Origin of the sequence: Rheinheimera sp., assembly GCF_020217005.1 — a bacterium.
Taxonomy (GTDB): Bacteria; Pseudomonadota; Gammaproteobacteria; order Enterobacterales; family Alteromonadaceae; genus Pararheinheimera.
The window spans coordinates 1-12,144 of sequence record NZ_JAIWOI010000292.1 but is presented as its reverse complement, the minus strand read 5'-3'; the positions used below and the strand labels follow the sequence as shown (position 1 = coordinate 12,144).

Here is a 12,144-nt window from a genome sequence, read left to right as displayed (position 1 = left end):
ATGGTAACTATTCGTTTACAACGTGGTGGCGCGAAAAAGCGTCCATTTTACCAAGTTGTGGTAGCGGACAGCCGTTTTGCTCGTGATGGCCGCTTTATCGAGCGCGTGGGTTTCTTCAACCCAATCGCTGGCGGTGCAGAAGAGCAAACGCGTATTGACTTAGAGCGTATCAACCACTGGGTATCGCAAGGCGCTTCTTTAAGCGACCGCGTTGCTTCATTGGTGAAAGCTGCTAAGAAAGCTGCTGCTTAATAGCTAAAATAAAGGTCGGAGTTTCACCTTGAACGGTAAAGATTTAGTTGTCTTAGGTAAGTTTGGCGCTGTTTACGGCATCAACGGGTGGCTAAAAGTAAACTCCTATACCGATGTCCCGGAAGGGATTTTTGATTACACACCCTGGCAAATTCAATTGCAGGGTAACTGGCGTCAAGTGCAGATCAGCGGTAAAAAACGACATGGCAATGGCCTGATCGTAAAACTGGCTGAAGTGTCTGATCGTGACCAAGCTCAACTCTATGTTAATGCGGATATCGCAGTAGAGCGTTCGTCATTACCCCAGCTTGCTGAGGGTGATTACTACTGGCGTGACCTGATGGGCATGGCTGTAGTGAACGAGGCTGGTTATCACTTAGGTGAAGTGGTCGACATGATGGAAACTGGCTCAAACGACGTTCTCGTTGTGAAAGCTAATAAATCCGATGCATTTGGCAAGACGGAGCGTTTACTCCCATTCCTGACTGACTCTGTCATTAAGGACGTGAGCAACGCTGAACGACGTATCTTAGTAGACTGGGATCCGGACTTTTAATGTCGCAGCAAGCTGGTTTGTGGGTTGGAGTTGTGACTCTGTTCCCGCAGATGTTTGATGCTATTACAAAGTTTGGTGTAACAAGCCGCGCTGTAAAGCAAGGATTGTTGCAGGTAGAGTGTTGGAATCCGCGGGATTATACCCACGATAAACACAATACCGTCGATGATCGCCCCTTTGGTGGTGGTCCTGGTATGCTGATGATGGTGCAGCCGCTGACCGACGCTATTCGCGCCGCTAAGCAAGCTGCCGGAGGAAATGTACATACGGTGTATTTGTCGCCGCAAGGCCGCAAGTTAGACCAACAAGGTGTACAGGAACTTGCACGTTACCCGAAACTGCTGTTAGTGGCAGGCCGTTACGAAGGCATTGATGAACGCGTAATTGAAACCGAAATTGACGAAGAATGGTCAATTGGGGATTACGTGCTGAGTGGAGGCGAGTTGCCTGCGATGACGCTGATTGATGCGGTGTCGCGACTGGTACCAGGCGTACTGGGGCACGAAGAGTCGGCGGAACAGGATTCGTTTGCAACTGGTTTGTTAGACTGCCCACACTACACCAGACCTGCGGTGTTAGCAGACAAAGAGGTTCCACCGGTGTTGCTGAGTGGACACCATGAAAATATAAGACGCTGGCGTCTGAAACAGGCTCTTGGTAGAACCTGGTTAAGACGGCCGGATATGTTAAATGCCCTGGCTCTGACTAAGGAGCAACGCAAATTACTGGATGAATTCCAACAGGAACACCAGGCGTTGCAGCAACACGATAGTTAATTCCAGGTAAAGTGAGATTGTTATGAGCAAAGTTAGCCAAAACATTATCAAGCAACTTGAAGACGAACAGTTAAAAACTGACGTGCCAGCATTTGGCCCAGGTGACACTGTAGTAGTTCAGGTTAAAGTAAAAGAAGGCGATAAAACGCGTCTGCAGGCTTACGAAGGCATCGTTATTGCTAAACGTAACCGTGGTCTGCATTCATCTTTTACAGTTCGTAAAATTTCCAACGGCGAAGGTGTTGAGCGTGTATTCCAGACGCACAGCCCTATGATTGACAGCATTACGCTGAAACGCCGTGGTGCAGTTCGCCGTGCCAAGCTTTACTACTTACGCGATCGTTCAGGTAAATCAGCGCGTATCCGCGAAAAGCTTAACTAAGCAACTGAAAAGGCTGACCTTGTGTCAGCCTTTTTTTATGTCCATGGAAGGACGGTATGTCGCAACTGTCGGGAACGTTGTTGCGACGATGTCCATGGAAGGACGGTATGTCGCAACTGTCGGGGTGATAACGGTCTTTCGAAATGCCAACAGTTTGGCATTTCGCCGTTATCACGCCTTCGCTTCTGGCGAAGGCCGGATGATTGTTGCGACGATGTAGCAGCCATCCCTGGCGCTCACCCTTGGGGCCAATGCTTTGCATTGTTAAAAATTGATCCTGACAATTTTTTATTCGCAGCCATCCCTGGCGCTCACCCTTGGGACCAATGCTTTGCATTGTTAAAAATTGATCCTGACAATTTTTTGGTCTGTAATGTGCCTATGCATACCGAACTGCAAGCCGACTTAGTAACTGCACTCGAAGCTTTCCTGTTGTCCAGACAAGGAGAGATCAGCGAGCAGGAATTGCTGCATCAATTAAAAGCTTTTTTTCCGGAACCGCGCAGTCTCGCTGTTGATTCTTTATTGTTCCAGCAACATTTCATTCTTTACCACCATTTGTTTGTATTGCAGGCGCAGTGGCAGCAAGAGCAGGTGGCTTTGTTGCATATAGGCTATGCCAAAGTCATGGTCTATACCGTTACATCTTTACCTGATAATGCGGTGACCTTATGGCAGGAGCAGCAAGATAAAGCTGCTTATTATCTGGATTGGCAGAATATGCTGGCGATGACGGATGATAAATTGCACGCTTTGTTAAGTGAGTTCTGGAAAAAGCTGGAGTTGTATCAACAAAACAAAGCGTTGGACTCTGGTGCTTTGCAACAGAAGTGGCAGTTAACGTGGCCCTATTCTGTGGCGCAGCTCAAAAAAATCTATCGGCAGCAGGCGCTAAAATTACATCCTGATAAAGGCGGTGACGCCGCGGCTTTTCAGTTGTTACAGCAGGAATATCAGTGGTTGCTGGCAGAGCTATCGTCCTAGTACTGAAGCATTAAAAGCGGAGTAACTTGGCCTTTATCAATCACTTAGCTATGTCCTTATCTATCCTTAGTCAGCAAAGCGCTCTACAATAGATCCATTGTGTTGCAACGCGACAAGGATACTGCTTTGGACTCCTCTAGTTTTATTGAAAAGCGTCGATTTATCGTCAAACTTGGCAAGATGCTGCATAAGTTCGGTACCCCCGCGTACCGTTTGGAAGCGCATTTGCAGGAAGTGGCAAAACTGCTGCAGATCGGCGGTTCATTTGCTATCACTCCTACTGTACTGACTTTTGTGCTTTGGATCCCCGGTGATGATAATGAGTACACCCATATTTCCCGGGTGATACCAGGTGAGTTAGATCTTGGAGCTTTATCCTACACCGATGAGTTGGTGGATGCGCTTGCCAGCAGCAAACTGACGTTACAGGATGTAAATCAGCGCCTCGATCAAATAGAGGCTGCCCCCAATCCTTATTCGCGCTGGGCGACTTTTGCAGCTTTTGGAGCTGCAGGTGGAGCTTTTGCCATGTTAATGCGCGCCAGTTGGCACGATGTATTTTGGGCTACTGTACTGAGTCTTATCGTCTATTTGTTTGTGCTCTGGTCGGTGAAATCGCGCCGGGTGGCACATATGCTTGAACCTTTGGTCGCTTTGGTCTCCGCTTTGCTGGCTACTGCGGTGGCCGTTTATATTGATCCCATGATCAATGTACCTTTAGTCGTATTGTCCGCCATTATTGTATTTATCCCAGGTTTAGCCCTAACGCTCGGATTGGCCGAGCTCGCCGCCCGCCATTTGGTCTCGGGCACAGCCAGGGTGATGGACGCGGTAATGCTGCTATTTAAATTATATTTTGGTGCTTTTTTAGGGGTGGTTTTAGGTCAGGTCTTATTTGGTCAAATCCCACCGCAACTAGCTCCTTCTGTGCCTCAGTGGACCAGTTGGCTGGCTGTGGCTATTTTATGCGGCAGCCTGGTCGTGGTATTCAAAGCCAGGTTACGGCACGCTTTGTGGGGGCTATTGTCTGGCTTTATTGCTTATGCAGCCAGCTTGTGGGGAGCTTATTACCTTGGTTTAGCCTTAGGTGCTTTTGTTGGTGCTTTTGCTGTAGGTTTATATGGTAATTTATTTAACAGACTGATGAATGCACCAGGTAGCATAGTGTCCCTGCAAGGCATGATAGTACTGGTCCCAGGCAGCAAAACTTATATAGGATTAAATGCTTTTGTTTCAGGCCAGCAGATGGTTGCTACTGAGCAATTAGGTCAGCAAACCTTTCTGATTTTTATGTCTCTGGTGGCTGGTTTTATATTTGCCAATGTGGCTTTGCCACCAAGAAAGGCGTTGTAGCAAGCTCGATTTTCGTTGTACCCAAAGTAATTAATGTTGCAGCGCGACAACTGGCGCTGCAGAGCCAGGAGCATCGTAGTCCTATCTGTCTGTGGATTGAGGCCTATGCTCGGCAGCGGCTCTGCCTGCTGGTCAGAACATTTTGCAAGACTGCAAAATATAAAAAAGCTGCGATTAACGCAGCTCTTGTAGTAACTTCTCTAAGCGGTCTTTTAAGTCGCTGAACAGCAAAGGTTTGCGCATCAGCTGGACTGTGTCAGGTAAACCACCGCCTGATGTAATCTCAGCATCTGTGAGCGCGGTGACTACTATGATTTTCATATTCTCGTGGCGCGGAGATAATTTCAGCTCACGAATCATCTGAAAGCCATCCAGTTCGGGCATCTGCAAATCCGTAATCAGAATCTGTGGCGCCCATTCGCCGATTTTTAATAAACCTGCTATACCGTTAGTGACAGATTGCAAACTGATGGGTAACCCCCAGGATTCAATTTGCAGGCTATAAAGCTGTTTGAGTAGTTCATCATCTTCTGCGAGTAGAATGCGAACTGAATTATCAACAGGCTGAGTCTGATTTTTCAGTAGAAGGCGTTCGACAGAAGACTGAGTGACACGGCGATGACCACCTGGTGTTTTCCAGGCATCCAGAGCACCTTTTTCTACCCATAACTGCACGGTGCGTAAAGAAACACCAAGTAAATCAGCAGCTTGTTGAGTCGACAGTAAAGGTTCTGTGTGTTTACTTTTGTTCATACGGGGCTAATGGGTATCATATTTTGTATTTTTATCAATTCTAGACGAGAACACAGGTCGCTGTCACTTTATTTTTTGTGATTTTCAACGGCTTTTTTCTCACTTATTGCTCCTGACTCTTTGACCTGAAAGGTAAAACGACTGCACAAGACTTAGGCTGAGGTTCCTGTGCCATGCACAACTGTTCAAGAGCATCCTGCATCCGGCTCATTTCTGACAACATCAACTGATAAGCTCTGGTCAGTCGGACCAATGGTGCTTTATAACGAAATTGTTCTGACTGTAACCTGAACAGAGTTTGTTGAATAGCTTTACGCCCTCTGTCGTCGCTTTGCGCGTCAATCAGTTCCTGGTTCAGTTTTTGTTGCAGCTCATCCAGCGCGGCTGGATTCTGTTTTGCCATGCATAGCAATTCATCAAATGCTGGCAATGGAGAGTAAGTTGAACTTGCCATAGATCCGCCTTTACAAAGTCTGATAGCCTCAGCTTTCAGTGTAGACCATCATCAGCAGATATTATTCCAACCTTCACCTAGCCGCCGTACTGTAGAAATAGCCTCAGAATTCACTTTGGTCAGGGAATAACTTGGGTGTAATTAAAAGTTTACTTGTTTCTGATTTTGATTTTCCAGGTCTTTTCCTCAATTTATTTGGCTTTAAAGGTTGACTTGAGTGCTGTCGGTTTTTAATATGGCCACATTCGTAATTAAATTAGTACGTGTTGTAAATATAAGTTTACTGGTGTTCTGCTTGCATTTATCAAGTAAAAACCGGCGCTTTGGCAACGCATGATGCAAACAGGAGCATTCAAATGAGCAAAATAGTTGACGATTTACGTATAGTTTCGGAGCAGTTATTAAGTCCGCCTGCAGTATTAAAGCAAGCCTTACCTTTATCTGATGTCGGATCAGACTTTATTCAGAAATCCCGCCAGGAAATAGCAGACATAGTGCACGGCCGTGACCCTCGTTTGCTGGTCATTACGGGGCCTTGTTCTATACATGATCCTGTATCTGCGATGGATTACGCCCGCCGCCTTAAGCAGTTACAACTGCAATACAAAGATACTTTATACATAGTGATGCGGGTGTACTTTGAAAAACCCCGTACTACAGTAGGCTGGAAAGGTTTTATCAATGATCCACATCTGGATGATTCCTTTGATCTGGAAACAGGTTTAACCAAAGGCCGTCGTTTGTTACTGGATTTGGTCGAGATGGAATTACCTGCTGCAACTGAAGCCCTTGACCCTATCAGTCCACAATACTTATCAGACTTAATCAGTTGGGCTGCTGTTGGAGCCCGTACTGTGGAGTCACAAACACACCGCGAAATGGCCAGCGGTTTGTCTATGCCAGTCGGTTTTAAAAACGGCACGGACGGTAATTTAAATATTGCTCTGAATGCGCTGCAATCTGCCGCCAGTGGCCACAGTTTTATTGGTATAAACCAAAAGGGTCAGGTGTCTTTGGTACAAACTGCAGGTAATCCGGACGGACACGTGATTTTACGTGGTGGTTCTAAACCTAACTACGACGAAGAAAGTGTTCAGGCGGCATTAACTGCGCTGCGTAAACATGGTTTACCTGAAGGTCTGGTGATTGACTGCAGCCATGGTAACTCCAGCAAAGATCACAATAGACAAGGTATTGTGGCTCAGGCAGTGCTTGAGCAACGGATTAAAGGCAATAAATCTATTATTGGTATTATGCTGGAGAGCCATATTCATGCAGGCCGTCAGGATTTAGTAGATGGTAAAGCAGAGCTTTATGGTGTATCTGTCACAGATGCCTGTATCGACTGGGCCACTACAGCGGGCTTATTGGCAGATTTAGATCAACAGCTTTCGTCACAACAATCTGCAGCTGAAGTTGCTGCCTGAGATAGTTATATGAATGACCCTGTAGTTACACAAGACCCTATGTCTGCTTTGTTACCTTTGCGTCAGCAAATCGACCAGTTGGACAGCCAACTGGTCGAACTATTAGCGAAAAGAGCCGCTGTCACTGCACAAGTAGGGCGTGTGAAGCAACAGTTTGCTTTACCTTTATATGTGCCAGAGCGCGAACAGGCGTTGATTAAAGCCCGTCGTGAGCAGGCTGAACAAGCTGGTGTTTCCGCTGATCTGATTGAAGATGTATTGCGTCGTGTGATGCGTGAATCCTATCAAACGCAGGAAGCAGGTTTTGTCTGCTGCCGCGCTGTCGGCGACAAAGTCGTGGTAGTTGGTGGTGACGGTGCTTTAGGCAAACGTTTTGTTAGTTTATTCAAGCGTTCAGGTTACTGCGTTGAGGTTCTGGAGCAACATAACTGGCATCAGGCAGAAGAACTGGTCCAGGGCGCTGCTTTAGTGCTGGTTGCTGTACCTATAGCTGTAACTGAGCAGGTCATAGCTCAGTTACCACAATTGGATGCCGATACTGTACTTGCTGATTTAACCAGCACCAAAACTGGTCCTTTGAATGCCATGTTGGCCAGACACAGTGGTGCTGTCATAGGTTTGCATCCAATGTTTGGCCCAGATATCAGTAATATTGCCAAGCAAGTGGTGGTGGTCAGTCATGGGCGCGATGCTGAAAAGTACCAATGGCTTATTCAGCAATTCAAAGTTTGGGGGGCTGTGCTGACAGAAAAGTCTGCGCAGCAGCATGATGATCTGATGCAGCTTATTCAAGCGATGCGCCACTTCAGTTCACTGGTGTACGGTGTGCACCTGGCAGAAGAGCAGGCCGATTTACAACAATTACTGGAATTGAGTTCACCCATTTACCGGCTGGAACTGGCTATGGTTGGACGTTTGTTTGCTCAAAATGCAGAGTTGTATGCAGACATTATGCTGTCGTCCAGTTCTGTCACTGGCTTATTGCAACGCTATCAACATCGCTTTAATCAGTTATCGCATTTACTGGCTGCGCGGGATAAAGCGGGTTTAATGGCTGAATTTGCAAAAGGACAACAATTTTTCGGCCCTCTGGCCGAGCAGTTTCTGCAGGAAAGCCGGCGTTTGTTACAAAAAGCCTCAGACGAACGTAGTTAAATTCCTTTGCCCCTCAACCAGAAATAAAATCAGTCAGCAACTAAAGCTGGCTGATTTTGCGCTGGCGCTTTACACTGAAATCTATTAACCAGCTGAATATTTTTTGGAAAAAGTCATTGATTTCACTTTGGTTTCACAGGCTGCTTCGGATTATAAAATACCTGACTATCCTGGCTTTGAGTCTGGTCATTTTGTTTGCTTTTGTGCCTGTTCCTGTCACGGGCGTGATGATAGAGCGACAAATTCAGGCGCTTTGGAATAATCACAAAAGTTATGAATTGCAGCACCACTGGGTGCCTTTTGAGCAAATCTCTGCGGCAATGAAACAAGCCGTTGTGGCGGCAGAGGATCAAAAATTTCCGGATCATTATGGTTTTGATACTGTCGCCATTGAAAAGGCTCTGGAATACAACAGTAAAGGCCGGAAAGTACGTGGGGCTTCTACCATCAGCCAGCAAACATCGAAGAATGTATTTTTATGGACAGGCCGCAGCTGGTTCCGTAAAGGACTGGAATTGGTGTTTACCGGCTTGATTGAATTGTGTTGGGGTAAGGAGCGTATTTTAGAAGTTTATTTGAACAGCGTGGAATTTGGTCCGGGAGTTTTTGGTGTTGAAGCGGCTGCCCAAAAGTTTTTTAAGCGACCTGCCAGCAAGTTGAATCGTCATCAGGCCGCGTTATTAGCCGCTGTATTACCTAATCCTCTGAGGTTTAAAGTACAAAGTCCATCGCCTTATGTATCCAAACGCCAGCAATGGATTTTAAAGCAAATGAGGCAATTGGCACCAATAGAACGCCGTTTGAACACTCGATAACCTAGTATGGCTTTTTTATGACTTTTGTATGACGGTCCGGTGAAGATTTCTGATTTTCGGCGTTTTTTCAATGCAAACTTTGTTCAGGCTGTTTAGGATCCGCCGCAACTGAATAGGTGAAGCGGAGTTTAATCATGGGCAAAAGAACATCTGAATTTATGCGCTCTGTGCATATTAAAACTATCAGGACAGATCTGCAGCGGGGCAAAGCTGTGGAAGAGGCTGAGCAACACTTACGCGCAGTAGGGGTCAGTGAAGAAGAATTGCTGGATTTACTGACTGAAGCTGGTTACTGCACAGAGCAAAGTCCTGCTGCTGGCCAGGATTATTCAGGTATTTAGATTTTATTTGACTGTGAATAGCATATAAAAATGCAAAAAAGCAGGGACTGCATGCAGTCCCTGAATCGCAAGGTATAGAACAGGAATAGAGCTACCTTGGGTTGTAGCCATAGCTAAGATGGTTAAAACTTGTGTCAGTTCCATGACAATTCGGATTTTGCCATTGGTGAATACGTATTCAATTCTGTGTTTTGGGTATGTTTTAGGGAATTTGCGATTTTTCTGCAGGAAAAACAGGTCGGATTAGAGGAATTTTCTGCAAAATAAAGTATCCTTTGCGCACTTTTAACCGGCTTGGGGTACTCCATGCGTTTTTACTTCCCTCTGATCATCATTGATGAAGATTTCAGATCTGAAAATACCAGCGGTTCCGGCATACGTGAACTGGCTGCAGCCATTGAAGCTGAAGGCATGGATGTAGTAGGTTACACCAGTTACGGCGATTTAACCTCATTCGCGCAACAACAAAGCCGCGCTGCTGGATTTATTTTGTCTATTGACGACGAAGAGTTTGGTGGTGGCAGCGTCGAAGATTCTCATTCCGTGCTGGAAAATCTGAAAGGTTTTGTCGACAAAATCCGTCATCGCAACCCGGATATTCCGATTTACCTTTACGGAGAAACCCGTACCTCACGTCATATACCGAACGCTATTTTGCGTGAACTGCATGGTTTTATTCACATGCATGAAGACACGCCGGAGTTTGTTGCTCGTCATATTATTCGTGAAGCGAAAAGCTATTTAGATACACTGGCTCCACCGTTTTTCCGTGCTTTAACCAACTACGCCCAGGATGGCTCGTATTCATGGCACTGCCCTGGACACTCGGGTGGTGTGGCTTTTTTAAAATCGCCTGTCGGCCAGATGTTTCATCAATTTTTTGGTGAAAATATGTTGCGTGCCGATGTCTGTAATGCGGTTGATGAATTAGGCCAGTTGTTAGACCACACCGGGCCTGTAGCGGCCTCTGAGCGCAATGCGGCTCGTATTTTTAATGCCGATCATCTGTTTTTTGTCACCAATGGCACGTCAACCTCGAATAAAATCGTCTGGAACTCTACAGTGGCTCCGGGCGATATAGTGGTGGTAGATCGTAACTGCCATAAATCCATTTTGCATGCCATTATGATGACGGGCGCTGTACCGGTATTTTTAATGCCAACCCGCAACCACTACGGCATTATTGGCCCTATTCCACGCAGCGAATTTGAACCCGCTACTATCCGTAAAAAGATGTTGGCTAATCCGTTCTGCCGTGAAAAGCTCGAACAAAATCCTGATGTGAAACCTCGGGTATTAACCATTACTCAGTCAACTTACGATGGCGTCTTGTATAACGTCGAAGAGATTAAGTCTTTACTCGATGGTGAAATTGAAACGCTGCACTTTGATGAAGCCTGGTTGCCGCACGCTGCTTTCCATGACTTCTATGGTGATTACCATGCCATAGGCGAAGGCCGTCCGCGTTGTGAAACTTCTATGGTGTTCTCAACTCAGTCAACGCATAAACTGCTGGCAGGTATTTCACAGGCGTCACAAATTCTGGTGCAGGATGCGAAGCAAAACAAGCTGGATCAGCACCTGTTTAACGAAGCTTATCTGATGCATACCTCAACTAGTCCACAGTACGCCATTATTGCATCCTGTGATGTGGCTGCAGCTATGATGGAAGCGCCTGGTGGTACTGCTTTAGTGGAAGAATCATTGGACGAAGCGCTGGAATTCCGTCGCGCTATGCGTAAAGTCGACGACGAATACGGCGAAGACTGGTGGTTTAAAGTCTGGGGCCCTGATGATTTAACGGACGAAGGTTTGGATCACCGTGATGCCTGGATGTTAAAAGCGGGCGAAAGCTGGCACGGCTTCGGCGATATTGCTGAAGGTTTTAACCTGCTGGATCCGATCAAAGCCACTATTCTGACTCCTGGGCTGAATGTGGATGGTGATTTTGATGAGACAGGTATTCCTGCGGCTATAGTAGCCAAATACCTGTCAGAACACGGTGTAGTGATTGAAAAAACTGGTCTGTACTCGTTCTTTATCATGTTTACCATCGGCATTACCAAAGGCCGTTGGAATACTATGGTGACAGCGCTGCAGCAATTTAAAGACGACTACGACAAAAACGCGCCACTGTGGCGGGTATTGCCAGAGTTTATCGCTAAGTACCCTCAGTATGAGCGCATTGGCTTGAAAGATTTGTGTGACCAAATTCACCAGATCTACCGTGAAAACAACGTGGCGAAGCTGACGACTGAGATGTATTTATCTGAGCTGGTGCCTGCAATGAAGCCTTCCAAAGCTTTTGCCGCTATGGCGCACAAAGAGTTGGACAGGGTGCCGCTGGATGACCTGATTGGCCGTATCACAGCTGTGATGCTAACGCCTTATCCACCGGGCATTCCATTGTTAGTGCCAGGTGAAGTGTTTAACACTGTGATAGTGGATTACCTGAAGTTCGCCCGCGAATTTAATGGTCGTTTCCCGGGTTTTGAGACTTATATCCACGGTTTGGTCAGCGAAGAGCGTAACGGTAAAACCGAATATTTTGTTGACTGCGTAAAAGCTTAATAAACTGAAAATGGGGTCAGATCATATTAGTTACGCATAACTAATGTGATCTGACCCCATTTTTGTTGCTACAACTGATAACAATGACAAATGGCTTGCCAGGCTTGTTCTGGTGTATCGACAAACTGAATCAACTGCATATCTTCGGCTTTAATTAATCCTTCCTCGACCAGTAAGTCAAAGTTAATCAATCGGGTCCAAAAACTTTTGTCATACAAGATCACTGGCACTGTAGTGGCTTTGCCTGTCTGCAATAAGGTCAGAGTTTCAAACAATTCATCTAAAGTGCCAAAACCGCCCGGGAAGGCGACTAAAGCCCGTGCCC

Annotated in this window: 14 protein-coding genes; 11 read left to right on the top strand and 3 right to left on the bottom strand. The window is 46.3% G+C overall.

Annotated elements, in window-relative coordinates:
- The 6 genes from rpsP to LDL40_RS14205 all read left to right on the top strand — a co-directional run bounded on the left by rpsP (nucleotide 1) and on the right by LDL40_RS14205 (nucleotide 4,303).
- Nucleotides 1–252 (top strand): 30S ribosomal protein S16, encoded by a 252-nt coding sequence (gene rpsP, locus LDL40_RS14230; RefSeq protein ID WP_046518266.1) that lies wholly within the window; start codon nucleotides 1–3, stop codon nucleotides 250–252.
- 28 nt (nucleotides 253–280) lie between these two features.
- Nucleotides 281–808 carry a ribosome maturation factor RimM gene (rimM, locus tag LDL40_RS14225; protein WP_300996065.1) on the top strand — a complete coding sequence of 176 codons (528 nt, stop codon included), beginning with the start codon at nucleotides 281–283 and terminating at the stop codon, nucleotides 806–808.
- A gap of 17 nt (nucleotides 809–825) precedes the next feature.
- Nucleotides 826–1,584: a tRNA (guanosine(37)-N1)-methyltransferase TrmD gene (gene trmD, locus LDL40_RS14220; RefSeq protein WP_300996066.1), complete on the top strand. Its 759-nt coding sequence runs from the start codon at nucleotides 826–828 to the stop codon at nucleotides 1,582–1,584.
- Between the two features lie 22 nt (nucleotides 1,585–1,606).
- Nucleotides 1,607–1,966 (top strand): 50S ribosomal protein L19, encoded by a 360-nt coding sequence (gene rplS / locus LDL40_RS14215; protein WP_046518264.1) that lies wholly within the window; start codon nucleotides 1,607–1,609, stop codon nucleotides 1,964–1,966.
- A 381-nt stretch (nucleotides 1,967–2,347) separates the two neighbouring features.
- Nucleotides 2,348–2,950 carry a DNA-J related domain-containing protein gene (locus tag LDL40_RS14210; protein ID WP_300996064.1) on the top strand — a complete coding sequence of 201 codons (603 nt, stop codon included), beginning with the start codon at nucleotides 2,348–2,350 and terminating at the stop codon, nucleotides 2,948–2,950.
- A 126-nt stretch (nucleotides 2,951–3,076) separates the two neighbouring features.
- Nucleotides 3,077–4,303, top strand: coding sequence for a threonine/serine exporter family protein (locus LDL40_RS14205; RefSeq protein WP_300996063.1), 1,227 nt, complete (start codon nucleotides 3,077–3,079; stop codon nucleotides 4,301–4,303).
- 174 nt (nucleotides 4,304–4,477) lie between these two features.
- Here the strand turns inward: LDL40_RS14205 and LDL40_RS14200 are convergent, their stop codons facing one another.
- Nucleotides 4,478–5,056: a response regulator gene (locus LDL40_RS14200; protein WP_300996061.1), complete on the bottom strand. Its 579-nt coding sequence runs from the start codon at nucleotides 5,054–5,056 to the stop codon at nucleotides 4,478–4,480.
- A gap of 103 nt (nucleotides 5,057–5,159) precedes the next feature.
- On the bottom strand, nucleotides 5,160–5,510 hold the full coding sequence (locus tag LDL40_RS14195) for a DUF3135 domain-containing protein (protein ID WP_300996060.1): 351 nt from the start codon (nucleotides 5,508–5,510) through the stop codon (nucleotides 5,160–5,162).
- Between the two features lie 356 nt (nucleotides 5,511–5,866).
- Here LDL40_RS14195 and LDL40_RS14190 point away from each other — a divergent pair, with 356 nt between their 5' ends.
- The 5 genes from LDL40_RS14190 (at nucleotide 5,867) to LDL40_RS14170 (ending at nucleotide 11,819) form a co-directional block, all read left to right on the top strand.
- Entirely contained in the window at nucleotides 5,867–6,937 is a 1,071-nt protein-coding gene (locus tag LDL40_RS14190) for a 3-deoxy-7-phosphoheptulonate synthase (protein ID WP_300996059.1), read from the top strand.
- Nucleotides 6,938–6,946: 9 nt separating this feature from the next.
- Nucleotides 6,947–8,092: a bifunctional chorismate mutase/prephenate dehydrogenase gene (tyrA, locus tag LDL40_RS14185; RefSeq protein WP_300996057.1), complete on the top strand. Its 1,146-nt coding sequence runs from the start codon at nucleotides 6,947–6,949 to the stop codon at nucleotides 8,090–8,092.
- Between the two features lie 56 nt (nucleotides 8,093–8,148).
- Nucleotides 8,149–8,907 (top strand): monofunctional biosynthetic peptidoglycan transglycosylase, encoded by a 759-nt coding sequence (mtgA, locus tag LDL40_RS14180; protein ID WP_367304333.1) that lies wholly within the window; start codon nucleotides 8,149–8,151, stop codon nucleotides 8,905–8,907.
- Between the two features lie 134 nt (nucleotides 8,908–9,041).
- A complete protein-coding gene (locus tag LDL40_RS14175) occupies nucleotides 9,042–9,248 on the top strand; it encodes a PASTA domain-containing protein (RefSeq protein WP_300996053.1) in 207 nt (68 codons plus the stop codon).
- Between the two features lie 306 nt (nucleotides 9,249–9,554).
- Entirely contained in the window at nucleotides 9,555–11,819 is a 2,265-nt protein-coding gene (locus LDL40_RS14170) for an arginine/lysine/ornithine decarboxylase (RefSeq protein ID WP_300996051.1), read from the top strand.
- A 68-nt stretch (nucleotides 11,820–11,887) separates the two neighbouring features.
- Here LDL40_RS14170 and LDL40_RS14165 read toward each other — a convergent pair.
- Nucleotides 11,888–12,144: LOG family protein (locus LDL40_RS14165; protein WP_300996049.1), on the bottom strand; the 257-nt coding region annotated here is incomplete at its 5' end.